General features: G+C 62.1%; 15 protein-coding genes, 1 tRNA gene and 1 pseudogene. 5 read left to right on the forward strand and 12 right to left on the reverse strand.

Going from position 1 to position 19,659, the window contains the following annotated elements:
* Nucleotides 1-95: 95 nt before the first annotated feature.
* The 5 genes from HCN58_RS01955 to HCN58_RS01975 form a co-directional block, all read right to left on the reverse strand.
* Entirely contained in the window at nucleotides 96-1,394 is a 1,299-nt protein-coding gene (locus HCN58_RS01955) for a hypothetical protein (RefSeq protein WP_171577686.1), read from the reverse strand.
* A 148-nt stretch (nucleotides 1,395-1,542) separates the two neighbouring features.
* A complete protein-coding gene (locus tag HCN58_RS01960; RefSeq protein ID WP_028346794.1) occupies nucleotides 1,543-1,794 on the reverse strand; it encodes an exodeoxyribonuclease VII small subunit in 252 nt (83 codons plus the stop codon).
* Between the two features lie 127 nt (nucleotides 1,795-1,921).
* Nucleotides 1,922-2,848 (reverse strand): histone deacetylase family protein, encoded by a 927-nt coding sequence (locus HCN58_RS01965; RefSeq protein ID WP_171577687.1) that lies wholly within the window; start codon nucleotides 2,846-2,848, stop codon nucleotides 1,922-1,924.
* An 88-nt stretch (nucleotides 2,849-2,936) separates the two neighbouring features.
* A complete protein-coding gene (locus tag HCN58_RS01970; protein ID WP_171577688.1) occupies nucleotides 2,937-4,601 on the reverse strand; it encodes a bifunctional metallophosphatase/5'-nucleotidase in 1,665 nt (554 codons plus the stop codon).
* Between the two features lie 139 nt (nucleotides 4,602-4,740).
* A complete protein-coding gene (locus HCN58_RS01975; protein ID WP_171577988.1) occupies nucleotides 4,741-5,505 on the reverse strand; it encodes a crotonase/enoyl-CoA hydratase family protein in 765 nt (254 codons plus the stop codon).
* 130 nt (nucleotides 5,506-5,635) lie between these two features.
* Here HCN58_RS01975 and HCN58_RS01980 point away from each other — a divergent pair, with 130 nt between their 5' ends.
* The gene (locus HCN58_RS01980) at nucleotides 5,636-6,589 is read left to right on the forward strand and encodes a ring-cleaving dioxygenase (RefSeq protein ID WP_171577689.1); all 954 of its coding nucleotides are present in this window, start codon (nucleotides 5,636-5,638) and stop codon (nucleotides 6,587-6,589) included.
* A gap of 101 nt (nucleotides 6,590-6,690) precedes the next feature.
* On the opposite strand, the gene HCN58_RS01985 is transcribed toward HCN58_RS01980, so the two are convergent.
* Complete coding sequence (locus HCN58_RS01985; protein WP_171577690.1) at nucleotides 6,691-6,906, reverse strand: hypothetical protein; 216 nt, start codon at nucleotides 6,904-6,906, stop codon at nucleotides 6,691-6,693.
* A gap of 714 nt (nucleotides 6,907-7,620) precedes the next feature.
* On the opposite strand from HCN58_RS01985, the gene HCN58_RS01990 reads away from it, so the two are divergent.
* A complete protein-coding gene (locus HCN58_RS01990) occupies nucleotides 7,621-7,812 on the forward strand; it encodes a hypothetical protein (RefSeq protein WP_171577691.1) in 192 nt (63 codons plus the stop codon).
* Nucleotides 7,809-8,909, forward strand: a complete 1,101-nt coding sequence (locus HCN58_RS01995; RefSeq protein WP_171577692.1) for a hypothetical protein — start codon at nucleotides 7,809-7,811, stop codon at nucleotides 8,907-8,909. Before HCN58_RS01990 ends, HCN58_RS01995 begins: the two co-directional genes overlap by 4 nt.
* Before the next feature lie 166 nt (nucleotides 8,910-9,075).
* On the opposite strand, the gene HCN58_RS35265 is transcribed toward HCN58_RS01995, so the two are convergent.
* The gene (locus HCN58_RS35265; RefSeq protein WP_210265829.1) at nucleotides 9,076-10,341 is read right to left on the reverse strand and encodes a ribonuclease E domain-containing protein; all 1,266 of its coding nucleotides are present in this window, start codon (nucleotides 10,339-10,341) and stop codon (nucleotides 9,076-9,078) included.
* A 376-nt stretch (nucleotides 10,342-10,717) separates the two neighbouring features.
* On the opposite strand from HCN58_RS35265, the pseudogene HCN58_RS02005 reads away from it, so the two are divergent.
* A pseudogene (locus HCN58_RS02005) lies at nucleotides 10,718-10,906 on the forward strand (IS110 family transposase); the annotation flags it as partial.
* Between the two features lie 177 nt (nucleotides 10,907-11,083).
* Here HCN58_RS02005 and HCN58_RS02010 read toward each other — a convergent pair.
* Nucleotides 11,084-12,865 (reverse strand): acyl-CoA dehydrogenase family protein, encoded by a 1,782-nt coding sequence (locus HCN58_RS02010; protein WP_171577693.1) that lies wholly within the window; start codon nucleotides 12,863-12,865, stop codon nucleotides 11,084-11,086.
* Nucleotides 12,866-13,145: 280 nt separating this feature from the next.
* Between HCN58_RS02010 and HCN58_RS02015 the strand changes: the two genes are divergently transcribed.
* Nucleotides 13,146-13,220 (forward strand) — tRNA-Gln (locus HCN58_RS02015).
* Nucleotides 13,221-13,227: 7 nt separating this feature from the next.
* Here HCN58_RS02015 and HCN58_RS02020 read toward each other — a convergent pair.
* The 4 genes from HCN58_RS02020 to HCN58_RS35270 form a co-directional block, all read right to left on the reverse strand.
* The gene (locus tag HCN58_RS02020) at nucleotides 13,228-13,713 is read right to left on the reverse strand and encodes a hypothetical protein (protein WP_171577694.1); all 486 of its coding nucleotides are present in this window, start codon (nucleotides 13,711-13,713) and stop codon (nucleotides 13,228-13,230) included.
* A 281-nt stretch (nucleotides 13,714-13,994) separates the two neighbouring features.
* Entirely contained in the window at nucleotides 13,995-14,444 is a 450-nt protein-coding gene (locus tag HCN58_RS02025; protein ID WP_171577695.1) for a hypothetical protein, read from the reverse strand.
* Nucleotides 14,445-15,441: 997 nt separating this feature from the next.
* Entirely contained in the window at nucleotides 15,442-18,063 is a 2,622-nt protein-coding gene (locus HCN58_RS02030) for an ATP-binding protein (RefSeq protein ID WP_171577696.1), read from the reverse strand.
* Entirely contained in the window at nucleotides 18,060-19,433 is a 1,374-nt protein-coding gene (locus HCN58_RS35270) for a BTAD domain-containing putative transcriptional regulator (protein WP_210265830.1), read from the reverse strand. Before HCN58_RS35270 ends, HCN58_RS02030 begins: the two co-directional genes overlap by 4 nt.
* Between the last annotated feature and the right edge of the window lie 226 nt (nucleotides 19,434-19,659).

The raw sequence follows: 19,659 nt of genomic DNA on the forward strand, positions 1-19,659 counted from the left end.
CCATGGAACGGCAAGCTTTACACCAAAGCAGCCGTCAAAGCCAACCCGGAGAGCAGGATCGGTTCCTTGGTAGGTCGCGGAAAAAACCGGATTGTTCAACCGCTGCGGCGGACGGAAGGTTCCATTTTTCCCAAATCAACGGCGCTTCCAGCCGCCATCGGGGCTGATTCGATCCTCTTCCAGGCCCGATCACGCGCCCCGGAGTCGCCGGTGGCAATATCAAGCGCGGCGTCGGGGACGGCCATGCGCGCGCTGAGCGGGAGCGGCCCGCAGACGATCATGAAGAAGTCGTAGGCGTTGGGCAGCTCGTTGGCCATCACGAACTGGAAATGCACGCGGAAGAACTGCCAGCGGAATTTCTTGTAGTGCTCGGGCCGGATGACGTCACGGAAGCGAACCGGCACGATCTTCGGGTTGCGCCGGGCTGCTCCGACATCGATGCCGTGGCTCGTGATCGGATCGAACTGGTAGAAATTCATCACGTCCTTGCGGGCCTGACAGTCGATCCAGTCGACCGACGGCTCGACCGCCAGCATCCGCAGATGCTCGCGAAACTCCGTGGACACGGCGTGATAGCCAACGATCGGGAAATTGCCGCCAATCGTCAGCAGCACGATCCGCGACCCGTGGCGGCCGAGCGCGGGATCGAGCTTGAGCGCGCGCGCCAGCATTTCCGTCGACAGAAACGATCCCGAACTATGGCCGACGATGACGATCTCGTCGGCGTCAGTGCTCTTGGCGACATCGACCAGATGCTGCGCAAACCGGCCGATGCGCTGGTCCCATTCCGGGCGCTCACGGTGCGAGAACTCCCAAGTCCAGATCGTGTCGCACAGGAGATAGAGCACGTAAGTGGCATTCTCGGTGTATTTCAGCACCGTGCCGAGCAGGGCAACGAAGAGGGCGGCCGCGATGGCGATACTGAAAACGTCGGGAATGCCGATGGCGTTCAGACCCTTCTCGAAAACGAAGGCGACGGCGGCGGCACACGCGGCTTCCAGCAACAGCATCAGGTGCGGATAGGTGATGAAAGTTGCAAAACGCCAGTTCGCCTTGCCGAAGCGGGCGATGGTGCCGGCAAAGACAAGGCGCCAGTAAATCCAGACCGCGCTGAACACCGTGCGCCAGATTGGCGACGCCAGGTCTTGCTGGATGAAATCCTCGAACCGGAGGAAGTCGTAGGACGTGCGGGTCTGCCAGTCCTCAGCCTTGGTATCGATGGTCCAGGACGCGATCTCGTCGTCGGACGCCACCTTTGGCCGGCTGATGGTGGCCTGGAGTTGGTAAAGCCGGCCGAACTTGCGCAGCTCGGTCCGGAACATGCGGTAATATTGCGCCAGCCCGCGCGGATCGTAGCCCTGAATATAGATGATATGGCGGTGCTGGACGCGCACGTAGTGTCCCCGAGTGGTGACGGACTATATCAGGCTGTGCGGGGGGCAAAGAACTAATTCGGCCGGTCGGTCTCCCATGGCCGGGAGGGCGGAATTCGCCCAACATTCCCGATTGTTGCACCGAACCCCGAAAGAGCAGACGGCGGGTTTACTGCACGTCGAGCGGCTCGGTCCCCGTGACCTGGCCGTTGGCATCGGTCGTGATCTTGTCGACGCGGGCCTCCGCCTGCCGCAGCAATTCTTCGCAGCGGCGCTTCAGCGCCTCGCCACGTTCGTAGATCGCGACCGATTCCTCCAGCGGCACCTTGCCGTCCTCAAGCCGCTTCACGATCGATTCAAGCTCCTCGATCGCCCGCTCGAAGGAGAGTTTTTTGACGTCCATCTGGTTATTTTCGGCCATATTTAGTTCCCGAATGCGCCCCGTTCAGGCGCGGAATCAAACTATAGCGTTTTCGAGCGAAGTGGATACCGGCTCGCATGGAGAAAACGCGTCAAAACAAAGGCTTTACGGGCCTTTGTGGCGGGGATTACGCGCCCATCAGCGCCGTGACATGCGCCGCCACCGACTCCTTCAGCCCCTGCAGGTCGTAGCCGCCCTCCAGCACCGAGACAACCCGGCCGCTGGCGCTATTGTCCGCCACATCCATCAGCTTGCGGGTGACCCAGCCGAAATCGTCCGCCTTCAGGTTGATCGAGGCGAGAGGGTCGCGGTAATGCGCGTCGAAGCCGGCGGAGATAATGATCAGTTCCGGCGAGAATTTCTGTAGTTGCGGCAGGATCAGGTTTTCGAACGCGGCACGGAATTTTGCGCTGCCGTCTTCGGAAGCCAGCGGCGCATTGACGATGGTGTCATGCTCGCCGCGCTCGCCGCTGGCGCCGGTGCCCGGAAACAGCGGCATCTGGTGCGTCGAGCAATACATCACGGTGGGATCGTGCCAGAAGATGTCCTGCGTGCCGTTGCCGTGATGAACGTCAAAGTCGACGATCGCGGCGCGGCCGATGCCGTATTTGAGCTGGGCGTGCCGCGCTGCGATCGCGGCATTGTCGAAGAAGCAGAAGCCCATTGGCTTGGAGACCTCGGCATGATGGCCGGGCGGGCGCACCGCGACGAAGGCGTTCTGGTGGGTTCCGGCCATCACCGCATCGGTCGCGGTCACCGCGCCGCCGACGCCGCGCATCACCGCTTCCCAGGTGCCCGGCGACATCGAGGTGTCGCCATCGATATAGATCATCCCGCTTTGCGGAGCGATGTGGCGGAGTTCGCCGACATAATGCTCGCCGTGGCACAGCATGACCGAATCGAGACTGCCTTCCGGCGCTTCGCCGCGTGTGAGCGGCTTGAAGCGTTCATCCGCCAGCACCTCGGCGACCGCGCGCAGCCGGTCAGGGCGCTCGGGGTGCCCCGGAGGCGTGACATGGTCGAGACAGGCGGTGTGGGTCAGAAGCAGCGTCATGCAAAATCCTGGCGTAAGGCGCGCGCCGGTAAGGGAGGGCTAATCTAGGCGGTTAGAGGCCGCTCGGAAAGGCCCACGGCCGTTCGCCTTAGTTGATCCTGACGATGCGATCGGCGGCGGTCGGGCTGACTGGGCTGTTCGCCGCAAAGTAGGCGTGCAGCGCGTCGACGTCGTAGATGCCGACCTGCGGCGCGGTTCCTTCCGTGAGAACGGTGAAACCGTCGCCGCCGACGAAAAGGAAATTGTTGACAGTGACGCGATAGCTCGCGGCGGGATCGACCGGTTGCCCGTTCAGCGACATCCGCTCCGCCAGCACGCGTTCGCCGTCAGGCCTCGTAGCGTCCCACGCATAAGAAAATCCCTTCGACACCTGCAGGATCCGCGGCCGCTTCGGATCGAGCCATTGCTGCTCCAGCATGTCCTTGATCTGTTTTCCGCTCAGCGTCAGCGTCACCAGTTGGTTGCGGAACGGCTGGCTGGCGAACAGGTCGGCATAGGTCACCGCGCCATCTTCCTTACGCGTTACGTCGGCGCGCACGCCGCCGGGATTGGTGAAGGCGATGACCGCGCCGCCCTTCGCTTCCGTGCTGGTCGCGGCGAGTTGCGCATCGGCGATGATGTCGCCGAGCGGGCTTTCGCCGGCGGCATTGGGCACGCGCGACAGCGTCGCCGTCACTGAGCCCGCCGGGCGGTTGGCGATCGGTGCGGCAACCCGGTCATAGGCTTCCAGCAGCGCGGTTTGCTGAGCATCTTTCGCCAGCGTTGCGGTGCGGACGATGTTGTTGTCGGCCTTGGCGCTGATGACGTCGCGCGTGACCGGATCGAGCTTGAGATCGATCCCGGTGACGAGCGTGCCGTATTTGTCGCCGGAGGTGACGAGCCGCCCATCGATCTCGCAGACATAGGCGCGGTGGGTGTGGCCGGAGACCACGACATCCACCGCCCTGTCGAATTTTTTGACGATATCGACGATCGGCCCCGAAACGCCGGGACATTCATTGTAATCGCCCGTCGGTAGGCCGCCTTCATGGACCAGCACGACAATGGCCTCGACGCCGCGCGCCTTCAGTTCCGGGATCAGCGCGTTCACCGTTTCCGCCTCGTCGCGGAATTCGAGGCCGGCAATGCCGACAGGTGAGACAAGGCCCGGCGTACCCTTCAGGGTCAGGCCGATGAAGGCGACCGGGATGCCGTCGAACGTGCGGATTTCGTATGGAGGAAACACCGTCTTGCCGCTGCTCTTCTCGAACGTGCTGGCGGCGAGATAACGGAATTTCGCGCCCGCAAACGGGTGTGGCCCCTGGCATTGGTCGACCGGGTGGCAGCCGCCATTCTGCATGCGCAACAGTTCGTCCTTGCCCTCGTCGAATTCGTGATTGCCGACGGAGGAAAGCGCCAGCCCCATCATCGACAGCGCCTCGATCGTCGGCTCGTCGTGGAACATCGCCGATAAAAACGGGCTGGCGCCGATCAGGTCGCCGGCCGCGACGAAGATCGAGTTCTTGTGCCCGTCGCGAAGCTGGCTGACCAGCGTCGCCATATGCTCGGCGCCGCCGGCGGCGACGGTCACCTTCTTCGTCCTGTCCTCGGGATCGGCGATCGTGATCCCGCCCGGCGGCGGGCGGAGATAGCCGTGAAAATCGTTGATCGCGAGAATGCGCAGGTCCACCGGCGCTGGTGCTTGCGCGCGAGATGACGCGGCCGGCGCCAGCATGATCATCAATGCAAGGATAGGACGGAAGAGAATTCTCATGGCACGGATGTACGGGATCAAGGCTGGACTTCGTAGAATGGGCAAAGCGTAGCGTGCCCACCAACACACACTCGAACTTGCTCTAAGTGGAAGATGGTGGGCACGGCGCTCACGCGCATTTGCCCGCCCTACACGATAGCTACCCCTTCTTCCGCTCGAAGAACGCCTTGAACGCAGTCACCGCTTCCTTCGAGCGCAACCGTTCGCCGAACAGATGGCCTTCCTGGTCGATCCGGCGCGTCATGTCCTCCGGCGGCAGTCTTAGCAGTTTGCGCGAGATCGCGACGGCTTCCGCTGGCAACGCGCAAATCTCGCGCGCGACCTTGCGCGCCTCGGCTTCGGTGTGTCCGGGCGCTACCACCACATTGACGAAGCCCGCCTCGCGCGCCTCGTCGGCGGAAAACTTGCGGCCCATAACCAGCATAGCGAAAGCGCGCTGGTGACCCATCGTGCGGGGCATCAACAGGCTGGAAGCGCCTTCGGGCACCAGTCCGAGATTGATGAACGGAGTGGAAAAGATTGCGGTCGTGCTGGCCAGCACATAGTCGCAATGGAACAGCATAGTGGTGCCAATGCCGATCGCGACACCGTCGACGGCGGCGATGATCGGCTTGACGTTGTGCGCCAGCGAGTAAAGCAGTTTTACGGCGTTGGAGGCGGCGCGTGGCAAATCGGTATTCGAAGTACTCTCCTTGAGAAAATCCTCGAGATCGTTGCCGGCGGTGAATACGCCCGAACCGCCTGTGATGATGATGCAGCGGATATCGGGATTGTTCTGTGCGGTGTCGATCGCATCGCTCATCCCGCGATACATGTCCTGGGTGAATGCGTTCTTTTTCTCGGGCCGTCGCAACTTGATTACGCGCGTCGCATCTTCGTCCGACACAATGAGGTGCCCGGTCATGGAGCTGTCCTTGAGGTCACGAGCGGCGACGGTGCCGCTGGCCATTCATCGGGCCATATCCTACATGATCCGGCAAGAGGCCAAACTGTCCCGGGCGATTTTTCCCGGGAAGTAGTGTGAGGATAATGCAATGCAGCTAGGCGGAATTCATCATTTGACCGCGATCTCGGCGAAGCCGCGGGAGAATTTGGCCTTCTACACGGGCCTGCTTGGCATGCGGCTGGTGAAGAAGACCGTCAACCAGGACGACGTCAGCGCCTATCACCTGTTCTATGCGGATGGCAAAGCCAATCCGGGCACCGATCTCACCTTCTTCGATTTCCCGGCCGCGCCCGAGCGGCGCGGAACCAATTCGATCTCGCGTACCGGCCTGCGCGTCGCCGGCGAGAAGACCCTCGGCTACTGGCGGGATCGCCTCAAGAATGCCGGCGCGGCGACCCGCGATATCGTCGAAGTCGACGGCCGCCTGACGCTGCCGTTCGAGGATGGTGAGGGGCAGCGGCTGGTGCTGGTCGATGATGGCGGTGCGGGACCGGCCTCGCCGTGGGAACGCAGCCCGGTGCCGGCAGAGCACCAGATCCGCGGGCTCGGTCCGATCGTGTTGACCGTGCAGGAACTCTCGCGCACCGCCTTCGTGCTGACCGAGGTCATGAACATGCGCCGCGTGCGCGAGTATGCCGCCCACGGCGCGGAGATTCACGTGTTCGAGATGGGCGAGGCAAAAGGAGAGAGTAGTCCAGCCGCCGAACTGCATGTGATCGAGGATAAGTCCTCTCCGATCGCCGGCCAGGGTGCCGGTGGCGTCCACCATGTCGCGTTCCGCACCCCCGACGAGACGCAGTACCACGCCTGGACGCAGCGGCTGAACGAGCTACGCGTTCCCAACAGCGGCGAGATCGACCGCTTCTATTTCCGCAGCCTCTATTTCCGCGAGCCCAACGGCATCCTGTTCGAGATCGCCACCGACAGCCCGGGCTTTGCGACCGACGAGCCCATGGAAACGCTCGGCGAAAAGCTGGCGCTGCCGCCCTTCCTCGAGCCGCGCCGCGCGGCAATCGAGGCCGGGCTGAAGCCGATTGAGTAGATCTGGTAGGATGCGCAGAGCGCAGCGAAACCCATCACTGTTTTAAGGCGCAATTGATGGGTATCGCTTTCGCTCCATCCATCCTACAGGGTTGCGCGTGCTCAGGCTTCGTTCTTCGGAACGTACTTGCCGAGCACGCACTTGTATCGTTGCAATCGCCATTCGCGATATGGTCCCTTCGCGAGCCAATCGGCAATGCCGATCTGCGCGTTGACCGCGCAGGCGTTCATGGTGATGCCGGATTGCTCGCTGGTGGTGACGATTTTTTCGAGACAAAGCTGGCTGTTGCAGAGAACGGCGACAAGAGTGACAAGCATGGTGACCTTCGTTGTTGAATATCCAGTTCACTCACATCATGCAGAGTTCATGCCAGAGTTGGTGCGCGCCGTAGCGTTTGGGGCGTCGCACGGAGGAAATTGGACCGTGAAAATACGCATTTCAGCAGCTGCGTCCTTTTGGACGCAGGACGGCCGATAGAACGCTCAAGGAATACAAATTGCGGCGGACAGTAGAGTCCGGGGGTGGACGATTCGCAAAGCGTAGAACTACGGTGGCCGCGCCGGAATGGCTGTAACTGTCATCATGCGGCAACAGTTCTGGATTGCCTCGCTTCGGCTTGTGCTGACGCCCGCGGCAAGAAATTGCATCCCTCGCAAGATGGGTAGAGCCAACGGGTCCGGCCTTTGGCCGGCCCGATGATAAACTCCGCGAAACCCATGTCTATGCATTGAGCGATATCGATGCTGCGCTCACCGCCCGATGGTTATCGCGTTTGCCCAGCACGGCAGTCGCGAGCAACTCTGCAACTCGCAAGCTGGGCGACTGATGTTGGCTTTGAAATGCGTTTCGGACTCAATCCGAACATCGCGCTGTGCCGTCTGACGTTCCACCTGTAGAGCGGTTCCCTCTGCGAGCCGGATGAGGCATTAGTGCAACAACCATCGTCCTAAATTCCGGAAGGTACATCGTTAAGAAGCTACGGCCTACGCGTGGAGATATAATCGCATCGACGAATCCAGAAGGAGTTTTCGATGTCGAAGTTTGCGATTGGCGAGCAAGTCGAAAACGTCGCCAACGACCACGAGTCCGGCACGGTTGTCGCCGTGTTTCCGACCGTTGATGGAAGCTTTAGATATGCCGTCGACACGGAAGGTTACGGCGCACTCCAGTTCTTCGCCGAGGAGAAGCTGGCTTGCGCCGTTACCAGGCGGGGTGCCACATGACAGGCCGTGCAACCACACAAGCGATCTCCGCGACCGAACTGACGGAGGGCGACAGCGACGCTGTGCGCATAAGGCATCAGCTTGACGCCTGGGCCAATGCTTCAAATCGCGCCCCTAGACTGGTGGCAACACCGGCGGAAGACCTCAGCGTTGAACCATCCGGCAAGGCGCCCCTGGCAGCAAAGAAGCGCAGCCGCTCCTCTTCGGCGGCCGGTCGTACCAAAGCCACCAGGGCGACTAAGGTCATCAAGGCCAAGGAAACGGAGGCAACCAAGGCCAACGTCGAGCCAGAGTCGCCGAGCGCGCCGCTCGAGCCGCCGACGGTTTCCGCTGCGCTCGCCGTGCCGGAGCCCATTCCCGCGCCTCCGGAACGCGAACGCGCCAGCCGCGCCTTTGCCCTTTTTGCGGCTCTCGCGCTGGCGACGGTTGCTGCCTATTTTTCAGTCGCCGGCATGGCCGAAATCTTTCCCGGTGATCCGGTTGGCGTCATGGTGCTCGCCGCCACGATGGAAGCCGGCAAGCTCGTGATCGCCGGATGGCTGGCGGCGCATTGGCGCCGGACCAACTGGAAAATGCGCTCGGTCATGGTCGCCCTCGTTGCCGGCCTTGCGCTGATCAACGCCGCCGGCGTGTTCGGCAAGCTGGTCGAGGCGCATGTCAGCGTCGCGGCCACCGCGCGTTCCAGCGTTACCGAGCGCATTGAATCGCTCGACGCTCGGGTCTCGGCGCAATCGGCTGTCGTTGCCGATTTGGCCGGCCGCATCGCGCAGATCGACCGCGCCGTGGATGAATCGACACGGCGTGGCCGGGTGACGCGGGCGATCAACATCGCAACGCAGGAGCGCGCGACGCGGGACGGGCTGGATACGCAGCGGCAGGCGGCCACCGCGACGCTGGTAGGGCTGCAGGCGCAACGCGCAGCGCTGGCCGGTGAACGTTCCCGCATTGAGGCATCCACAGGACCGATCCGGTATCTCGCGACGATGGTCGGCGCCGCACCCGAAGCCGCAGTTCGCTGGCTGATCATGTTGATGGTGCTCTGCTGCGATCCCGCAGCGATCGCCTTGACGGTCGCTGCGGCCGCTTCGCGACGCTAAAGGAGGCGAGGTGAAAAGGGATCGCCAATTCAAGCTAAGGGCCGGAAGAGCCGACGGGTCGCGTGCCCGATGACAGGCTCCGCGATATCCGGGGCTTCTCCCGCATGTCGCTGCACGCATGCGGGCTACTTGCTCCCGCATCAGCGGGAAGGCGTGCCTCAACCGGCTACATGGTCCTGGCTTTCGACAATTTTGCGGTTCTCGCCTGTTTCGCCACGCCGCGATCGTGCCGCTTGTGATCGTGCCGCGCGGTCACCCGGACGCGCTTCTTGATACTCGCTTGCGCCTCTTGCGTCTTCGTTCCGCCGCGGCGAGAGGCATATTCCTTGCCGTCGATCGGCCCCAGATGGGGCGGATCTCTGTCGAGGTAAGGCCGCCCGATTCCAAATTCCTTGCCGCGTTCATCGATCCATTTCCAGAGCTTTTCCGTGGAGACCCATCGCTGCGCCCGGCTCGCGCCCTTGACGCTCACCACGTCGGCCGCAAGCCCGCGGCCATAGCCGCCGCGCAAACTGCCGCCATGGTAGGATCGATCGCTTGCCGCCTTCAGTCCGCTGGCGATCGATTGACGGTAGTCATCGCGAAACGCGCTGGTGATGCCGGGCGAGAGCCCGGCCTGCTCCGCCGCATGGAGCGTATGAAAGAGCTTTAGCTTGAAGCTCCGATCCATACCGCCGATCACATAGTCCATCATCGCCATGCCGGCTTTTTCCGCGGCCTTCGGGTCCTTCCACGTAAAATCCTCGTCGACGCGCCTGGTAAAGGTTTTGGTGACAGTCACCGTCTTGCCTTTCCTCTTGACCGTGACTTTCCTCCGTTCATGCACCTTGATGGCGTCGATCTTGGGCGCGCGTTCATAGAGGGCCCACAAATAACGATCGATGCAGATCTCCGCGACCAGACATTCCTCGTTGATTTCGAGGGTGCGAACAGCCGGCTGGGCATTGTCGGGTGCGGGATCGGGCGTGATCGTCGTCGCTACCTCGGCGGAGGAAGCTTCGGGCGATAGTACCTCTGCCGGATCGGTCAGCGAGGCCACGACAAAAGTTTTCGGGTCATCCGAGCCTGCGATCGTGTCAGGAGCTTGCGTCGTATCAGGTGCTTTCTCGATCACGGGCGCGGTACGGATCGGCAGATCGATGGCATCAATGGCGGCGCTTGCAACAGCGATCACCGGCGGCGTGTCCGCAGGCTCCGTGCTTGCGGCGAGAGCTGGTTCCTGGTGTTCCACAATTGAAGGCGCAGTGGCGTTCTCAATGGAGGCGTCGGCGTTCTCGGTGGAAGCACCGGTATTCTTGACAGAAGCGCTGACGCGTTCGATGGGGGCCGAACCGAAGCTGGCGAGGCAAACCAGAACCCAGCTCGCGAGCGCCAGGCCCGCGACAAGATTGATGCGGCGCTGCGCCGTCGTCGCCAATTGCCAGGGGTCCATGATCCGGCCTCCCAAGGCTCCGCATGAGCCTGATTACACAAGCACGCGACGGCGTTCATTCTTCGGATTGCGAAATGAATGCGCAACGGCGAGAGACTACGGGATCATCCCTTTTTTCAAGGGTGTTGCTTCAAAACAACGAGCAGCATGATGGAACTTATTGTTTATTTTTGGGACTTGCGTGCCGCTACCCGACAAAGGGCATGCCTATAGATGGGGTAACGGGCCGGCGGGCTCACAGCAAGCCGCTCACTCGCTACGGCGCTGTGTGGTTGCGCGCTCGCTCGCGGCTTGCTGGCGAAGGCGGTCGTCCCTCAAACTGATGGTGTTGAACGGAGTCGGGCAAGCCCGCTCCAAGCATCATTGAGGAACGACCATGAACCACTATGCCGGAATCGACGTGTCTTTGGAATGCTCAAGCGTGTGTGTTGTTGACGCGAGCGGCAATATCGTGCGGGAGGCCAAGGTAGCAAGCGAACCGGAGGTATTGATCGCCTGGTTCCATTCGCTCGGCCTTGATCTTGAGCGGACTGGGCTGGAAGCCTGGCCGCTGTCGCAGTGGCTGTTGCGTTCCGTAGATTGGTCGGCCTATCCTCTTCCAATCCCATCAGGCTGCCCGACCTCATCCCTGAGGAGCGCGTCTTCGCGCGTGTCGAAGGATGAATGGCACCAGCCGGGCCATATGGTTCGAGACGGCGCTGCGCGCCTCCTAACCATGAGGGTTTAACGGTGCTACCAACCGTCACCCCAGCCACACCGCGTCCGCGCCGTTCACCGCTTCGGCGCTATCCGTCACCGTCTTCTCCAGCGATCCCGCCTGCACGGTGATGTTCTCGGCGAAGAACCGCGCGACGGTCACGTAGCGCTGCGGATCGCCGGCATCGCCATGGCTCTTCGCGGCCAGCGCTTCGCCGGCCAGCATGCAGCCGCCGAGTGTGGAACCGAACAGGCGCAGATAGGGCGTGGCGCCGGCAAGCGCATCGTTCGGCGCAGACGCCACTCGCTCGAGTAGCCACTTGCTGGCGCGCTCGAGCGAGCCGAGCGCGTCGCGCAGTTTTGCACCTGTCGTGCCGAAGCCGGGATCGTTCGATGTTTCGACCTGCTTGACGATGCCGTTGAGTTCATCGAGCAGGGCCCATACCGATGCGCCGCCATTGGCGGCGAGTTTGCGCGTGACGAGATCGATCGACTGGATGCCGTTGGTGCCCTCGTAGATCGAGGTGATGCGCGCGTCGCGGTAGTGCTGCGCGGCGCCGGTCTCCTCGATGAAGCCCATGCCGCCATGGATCTGCACGCCGAGATACGTCACCTCGTTGCCGATGTCGGTGGAGAATGCCTTTGCGATCGGCGTCAGCAGCGCGCCGCGCGCGGCAGCATCGGCGCGCACCTTCGGGTCCTTGGCGCGTGCGGAGATATCGAACGCCACCGCCGTCGCATAGCAGATCGAGCGCGCGGCGGCCGTCATGCTGCGCATCTGCAACAGCATGCGCTTGACGTCAGGATGCACGATGATCGGATCGAGCCCGTCGCCTTTCTTGCCGACGGCCCGGCCCTGTTTGCGTTCTTGCGCAAAGGCCAGCGCCTGCTGATAGGCGCGGTCGGCAATGCCGACGCCTTCAAGGCCGACGCCGAGGCGGGCCTGGTTCATCATCGTGAACATGCATTGCATGCCCTTGTTTTCCTCGCCGATCAGGTAGCCGATGGCGCCGCCATGATCGCCCATCGTCATGGTGCAGGTGGGGGAGGCGTGCATGCCGAGCTTGTGCTCGACGCCGGACGGATGGATGTCGTTGCGCGCCCCGAGCGAGCCGTCGGCATTGACGAGTAATTTCGGAATCAAAAACAGCGATATCCCCTTGGTGCCCGCGGGCGCATCGGGCAGGCGCGCCAGCACGAAATGCACGATGTTGTCGGTCATGTCGTGGTCGCCATAGGTGATGAAGATCTTGGTGCCCTTGATGCGATAGCTGCCGTCGCCGGCGCGTTCGGCGCGGGTGCGCAGCGCGCCGACGTCGGAGCCGGCTTGTGACTCGGTGAGCTGCATGGTGCCGGTCCATTCGCCGGACACAAGTTTTTGCAGATAGATCTGTTTCAGCTCGTCGCTGCCATGGGCCTCGAGCGCCTCGATCGCCGAGAGCGTGAGCAGCGGGCAAAGACCGAAGGCGATGTTCGAAGCGCTCCAGATTTCGGTGCAGGCGGCGTTGATGGCCAGCGGCAGGCCTTGGCCGCCAAACGCTTCTGGGCCCGACACTGCGTTCCATCCGGCAGCCGCCCAACGTCGGTAAGCATCGGGCCAGCCCGGCGCGGTCGTCACCTTGTTATCCGCAAGCTTGATGCCCTGTTCGTCGCCGACGCGGTTCAGCGGCGCCAGCACGTCGCCGGCGAATTTACCGGCTTCCTCCAGCACGGCGGCGGCAATGTCGCCGTCGAAATCGCCGTAATGGCCGGCCTGCACGGCTGCCTGCAGGCCGGCGCCGTGGTTGAGCGCGAGCAGGATGTCGGAGATCGGCGCGCGGTAAGTCATGACGATAATCTCGCTTTTTGGGTAATGAGCTGCCGCCGTCTTCCCACGAAACCGGGGTTCTCTCAACTCTCCGGTGGGCCGTATCAGTCCCGCCCGGGGCGCGGAAGTCGGCCCGGGACACCCGAAGCGGTGATCCTTTATAAAGGCTCACATTGATAGAGCCGATTTTGGGTGAAATTCGCCCCCGCTGCCTGTTGAAATGGCGAGACTCCCTCTATAGACCGGCGGTGCCGGGCACGGATCGTGCCGGCCGATCCCCATGTTTTCGGGGCCGGACTATTGGGGCGTAGCCAAGCGGTAAGGCAGCGGATTTTGATTCCGCCATTCGGAGGTTCGATCCCTCCCGCCCCAGCCAATTGAAATCACTCAGCAATCACGCTTTGTTCACGGCCTTCGTTCTGAACGCTTTTCTGCTGCTCATTCTGAACGTCTGTCACCGTTTCGTTCGTCAGCCTATGTGCATGCCGCTTGCGGGTCGCCGCGAGCACTCGCTTCTCGGTACGCTTGGCGTAGCCGACGTAGCTCTGCTGCGTGCGGTGCGCTGACAGCGCGCGGCCCTGTCCGTCGGTCAACTCCGCTTCCTCCAGTTCCGTCATGCCACCGTGACGGCAAGCATCGAACGTGAAGTGCGCCGGCAATCCGAGCTTCACACGCATGCGCTGCACCTTGTGCTGCATTGTGCTGAAGGCGAACGGCTTGGCCTTACCCTTCTCGACCTCGAATAAGATCATCGGCGTGCCGCGACGCTTTAAGTGCGACAGCACTTCCTCAGCTTCCTCGTAGAATTTCCGGTCTTGTGGTGCTCGATCCGGATCGTTGGTTTGGGGCCGGTGCGGTAGCCGCTCCATTTGATGTGTCCGGCGATAACGTTCTCGGGACGCTGCAGCCACTCGAAACAAATCACGGCGACCGCTGCGGCCTCGACCTCGCCGTGCTCGATGCAACCATACGCAAAGTTGTAGACCTCGTCCCGTGTCACCGCCGGCTTTTTCTTTCTCACGCGGGCTTCATAGTAACCCCGATCCAAGGGTTTGGAACGTCTTTGGGAAATTCGTCTGGGAAGAGGCGACGGACGACCCGCCAGGCCTTACGGCAGAGTACGACCAGCTTTTCGCCGGTCCGCAGGCGCTCAACCGGTCTCGCGCTCGATAAATTTGTCGTAGAGCTTGTCGGCGGCACGCGGCGTGATCGTCCTTACAAGGCGGTCGCCGACGCGATCACGCTTCTTGGTGAGCGTGTTGCAGACCTGATCCATCGCCCATTCGTAGTCATCGCGCGAACGCACTGCGACTTTGTCGAGATAGGCCCTGCTGATCTTGTATTCCCGGAAAAGCCAATCAACGGTGCCGTGCTTCGGCATGTTGGGTGCACTGACCGGAAGCCCTTTCCGCTGCGTGTCCCATTCATCGAACTGACCGTTCAAAACATCGGCGCGCTTCGTCATCGCGGCGAAGTCTGTGCCGAGCGGCTCGTTCTGGACCGAGCACTTCAGCTTCCGGTACTTTGTCGGCACATTGTAGTAGTAGGCCGTCTCGCCGCCCGCGAGCCGTTTGGGAATGACGTGCCGAGGTAATTGCACGGTCACAAATCCTCGGCGAGATCGTTTTGCTCCATGCTTGGCGCTATCGCTGCGTCCAGATCGTCGATCAACCATAGCCGTCTACGCCCTTCTGCCACACGAGGCAGAGGATAATCCTTTCCGACCCGTTTGAGGAAGCCGTCTACGGTTGTCTCACCGCAATATCCTGCGGCCATTGCGGCGGACATGCGCCGAGGCCAGCTGCCAACGGGAATGATCGATGGACGGCTTGAGCGCGTCAAAACTCAAACCCTCTCGCGTCTCATCGCAGCGAAAAAATTGGACCTGCGCATTTCCATGATATCTCTTCGGTCGCTCAACCAAACCCCGCTAGTTACGTTCTAAAGCAACGGGTTTCTCGCAAAGTGTGGGCGTCGTACTCGCTTACTCCTTCTAACAAAGCTCCGGCCTCTCGTCCGGCCATCTAACAGGGAGAAGATCCGCCACTAGGAGTCCAGTTTTACCTGAGGCGGCATTTGGCGCCCCTGGCGTAGAAAAAGGATTGTTTGCCGAGACAGCGTCGCCGAGCCGGAGGAATATCGCCGGCCTCCATTCTACATCTTTAACCGACTGCTATGACGCCAGCGACTGGTCGGACGATCGCTAGTCGACAGAGCACAATCTCAGCACTCGCGCTCCGGGTCTCGATTGTGGAGCGAAACGCGAGCGGACCATCCGTGCGGAAATGGTGCCTCGCTGAATTCATTTCCGAAATTGGATTGCTCGAACTTGCATACAGACCGTTATGAGCGACGGGATATCGGTCGGCCTTATTGATTTTGTTGAGCTTTCGTTTGAAATCGATTGCGTTCTGGCTGCTTTGTCGAGGACGTTTCTGGTGCGAAACTGGTGCGGTCCGCGCACGTCGCTCGAGTGGCCGGTCCTCTGAAGGGTTTCGGATGCCGGCCGCAGAAACACGCGGTGCCATCTCCCAAGCGGCCGGCGTCCGAAACACCTCACACAAGTGGCCATTCAGCAATGGGCCATCCAGTCAGACCTATGCTCTCAATTGAGCAAGGAGCGCTTTGGCATCTTCCAGGTCGACTGTGTCGAAGCCCTCGGTGAACCAGCCATAGATAGGCGCAAGTAGATCACGGGCTTCAACATGCCTCCCCTGGTCGTGCCATAGCCGCGCGAGGCTCGTGGCGGCGCGGAGTTCAAACATCCTGGCGCCCTGCGCGCGGCTCACGTCGAGCGCCTTAGCAAAACATTCTTCCACATCGGTCAATGAATGTCCCGCGGCGCGCCGCACCTCGCCTTCATTCCGGTGCAGCTCCGCCTCCCAATTGTATTGTTCAGAGCGCTGCGCTCTTTCTCGCGCATCGATGCACAGAGCCACGGCTGACCGGAAATCGCCAATGCGACCACGAGCTTGGGCCAACAGGCTCGTGAAAAGCGGAACAAAAAATGTCAGGTTCTTGGCGTCGACATCAGCAATGCCCTTTTGCATCAGAGCAATGCCGCTCTCCGGTCCGCCAATCCATGAGACTGCCCAGCCCTCAAAAATGATCCCACTGCTCCGCCATGCCAGCACGCCGTGCTCCGTTGCAAGAGCACTCAAGATTTGCGTATGAGTTAGCACTGCGGCCGCATTCCCGAAAAGCTGCTCAAGCGCGGCTCCCGCTAAAAAGTGAGCGAAACCGCTTGTGTTGACGTGATTGAGTGCGGCTGCGTAGCTGAGAGCTTGTGCCTGCATTCTTGCTGCACGGTCGGGGAAACCTGAAATCCATTCGACTAACGCCAACAATGCTGATGCAGACGCGAATGGATCAGTGATGTACCGGGCCGCAAGGGATCGGTCACGCTCGGGATCGTACAGCGCAAGAGACTGCTCGAATTCTTTCCGAGCCAATTCAAATTTTCCAAGCTGATACAACACAATCCCGATTCCACGGTGTGCCATCAGCTGCATCACCCTGTCGCCTTGGCGGATGCCTAGCGTCTGGCAGCGTTCTGCGAATTCCAATGCCTTGTGAGTGTTGCCGGTCGCATTGCAGTAAGAGAACTGGGCATAGAGCGACGCAAACAGGCGTCCTACGTCATCCAGCTTCTCGGAGAGGATAGTTGCGCGCTCGCACGCAGCTCCTACTTCCGAACTTGTGTATCCACGCACCGCCAGCAACGGTGTACCTGAGGCGATCTGGAAATCGAGCTCAAGGCGATCCCGGTCTGCCGACTCCGGCAGCGTATTGAGGAGCGCTAATCCCCGCTCAAGATGAATGATTGCTTCCTGATCTGCCGAGCGCTTGGCGGCGCGTTGACCCGCATCGAGCCAATAGGTGATCGCCTCGCTCGCAAGCCCCGCCTTGGTGAAATGAAGGGCGACAACCTCAGGTTGGCTTTCGACCAACGCCGGAAACCGTTCGGCCAGCACTTTGGCGATGCTTGCATGCAACTGCCTGCGCCGGCTCTTGAGCATCGTGGCGTAGGCGGCGTCCTGTATCAGTGCGTGCTTGAATGAGTAGCTCGCGTCCGGCGGCGTTCCGCGTCGGGAGATGAGGCCGGACCCGGTCAGCCGCTCAAGGGCCGCGTCGAGCTCCATCGGGGCCAACACCGACACCACCGTGATCAGCTCGTGCGAGAACTCCCGTCCGATCGCCGCGCCGATCTGCGCCACATCCTTGACCGAGGCGAGCCGATCGAGGCGCGCCACCAGTGAGGCCTGAAGTGTTGTCGGTATGGCGAACTCCGGAAGCGGCCCGTCGAGCGCGTAACCGTCGGCAGTCTCGCGGAGGACACCGCCCTCGAGCAGCGTGCTGGTCAACTCCTCGATGAACAGCGGCACGCCGTCTGCGTGCGCCAGGATATGTTCGACAACGGCGTCGGGCAGCGCCTTGTCCTTGGTTATACCGCCAATAATGCCGGCGCTGTCGCGACGGCCGAGGCGGCTCAAGGGCAGCATCGTCACATGCGGTTCGCCGACCCAGGTCGGCTGGACCTCCGGCCGTACCGTGACCACCAGCAGCACCGGCAGGTTGGCGGCGCGGGCAACTATTCGATCGAGCAAATCCTGTGATGTCGGATCAATCCAATGGGCGTCCTCGACCACGATCAGAGCGGGACGCTGCGCCGCCATGCCGGCGAGCTGGTCGAGAAGGGCGGTGAGAGTCATTTCGCGCTTCTGCTGCGGGCTGAGCGCCAACGCCGGGTAGCGCCAGTCCGCCGGCACCCCCAACAGCTCGGCAACGAGCGCCACGTCGCGTAGCACATTTTTCGTCGCGGCCTTGAGCAAGGCCTCCAATTTGTCGAGTTTCACATTGGCGCTGCTCCCCGGTTCGAAGCCCGCGGCCCGCTCGAGCTGCGCGATGAACGGGTAGAGCGGGCTCTGCACATGGTAGGGCGAGCAGAAATATCGAATGCGAGCATGCGGCTCGCTCTCGCGCGCGGCCAGCAGGCTTTCAGCGATACGCGACTTGCCGATGCCGGGCTCGCCCGTGAGCAGCACGACCCGACCCTCGCCGAGCTTGGCTTGATCCCAACGGCGCAGCAGCAGCTCAATCTCTTCCTGTCGGCCAACGAGCGGGGTCAGCGCGCCCGCGCGCCGCACCTCGAAGCGGCTAACGCCGGCCGTCTCGCCGCGCACCTGCCACGCCTCGACCGGCTGCGACAGTCCCTTCACCTCGATGGCACTGAGGCGCGGCAGTCGAACATCCGCCCCGCCAGCCGATGCGTGCTGGTCGCAATAATAACCTCGCCTGGCGGTGCCACGGCTTGCAGCCGCGCCGCCAGGTTTGGCGTCCCGCCGATCGCAACGCGCTGCCCGGTATCGCTCGCCCCCAGTTGCTCGCCAACGACAACCAGCCCTGTCGCGATGCCGACGCTTGCCTGAAAAGGCGTGCTGGAAGATGCCTTCGTTCGAACCGCATCGAGAATGGCAAGACCGGCGCGCACAGCCTGTTCTGTGTCATGCTCATCAGCCGCCGGGTAGCCAAAATAGACGAGCACGCCGTCGCTCAGATACTGGGCGATAAATCCATCGAATCGCGACACTACATCTTCGATCATCTTGTGGAAAGAAATGATCAGATCACGCATATGCTCGGGGTCAAGACGGATCGAAAGAGCCATCGAATCCACGATGTTGCATGCCATGATCGTGAGCTGTCGCCGCTCAGAACCGGCTACGGCCGCAGACGACGCTGCATCGCCCGGCGCTTCGGGGTCGTCCCTCAGATTGGCAAAGGGTGGCGTCGCAACCGATGGTCGTTCGGGCTGCGCCAGCGCGATCTCCTTGACAGCGGGCGACCCGCTCGGCGGCTGTGCACTGTGCAACTCGGCAACGAGCGACCGGGTCGCCGCATCGGGCCCCGTGTTCAGTTCGCGCTTCAGCAGCGCAACGAGATCCTGGTAGTGCTTGAGCGCTTCGGCTTGGCGCCCCGTGGCGGCGAGCGCCCGTACGATCAACCGATGGGCGTCCTCGCGCATGTTGTTGAGCGCGATGGCGCGACGGCCCGCCTTCAGAGCGTGTTCGGCGCGGCCGACGGCCAGTTCCCGATCGCCGAGCCCGACCATGGCGCCAAGGGCGAGCTCCAGCAGCCTCTCGCGTTCACCCGTGAGCCATTCGTTCCAGCCCTCTTCGCCTACAGCAACGTTATCGATCAGCGGGCCCCGGTAGAGGTCCACTGCCGCGCTCAATGCGTCCCGGCTACCCTCCCGGACCATGGCCTCGAACCGGCCGACATCGCATAAAACCACCGCCGCATTGAGCGATACGACCTCGCCGTCGCTCTCCAGAACGTGCGCGCCGAGCACTTTGCGCAGCCGGAAGAGGGCCTGGCGCAGGTTCTGCTTGGCCCGTGCATCGAAGCGCGAGCCCCACAACAGCGTCGACAGCTTCTCACGCGACTGCGGCCGTGGCGCGGCGCAGCCCAGATAGGCCAACAAGCCCGCAAGCTTCTTGCTCGGCAGGTCGACGATGCCGTCCGGTCCAGTCAGCTCGAAGCTTCCCAGCAACGACAGACCAAACCTCGGGGACGGCGCGCCGTCCATTGGCGCACGCGGATTTTGCACGATGAAGCCCCTCCAGGAAGCAATTTCTACGCTTTTCTTGGCGCTCCGAGCAAAATTAACCCCGCTGTCACGCCGGACTGACGCCGGCGACGACGGCGGCAGTGCTCAATTGGCGGGGTACCGGGCATCGGCCGCAAGAATTGGAGGACCATCATGCACTCCTATCGCGATCATTGCATCCGTTGGCGCGCACTATCGCGTGGCG

The sequence above is a fragment of the Bradyrhizobium australiense genome (genome assembly GCF_013114825.1).
Lineage (GTDB): Bacteria > Pseudomonadota > Alphaproteobacteria > Rhizobiales > Xanthobacteraceae > Bradyrhizobium > Bradyrhizobium australiense.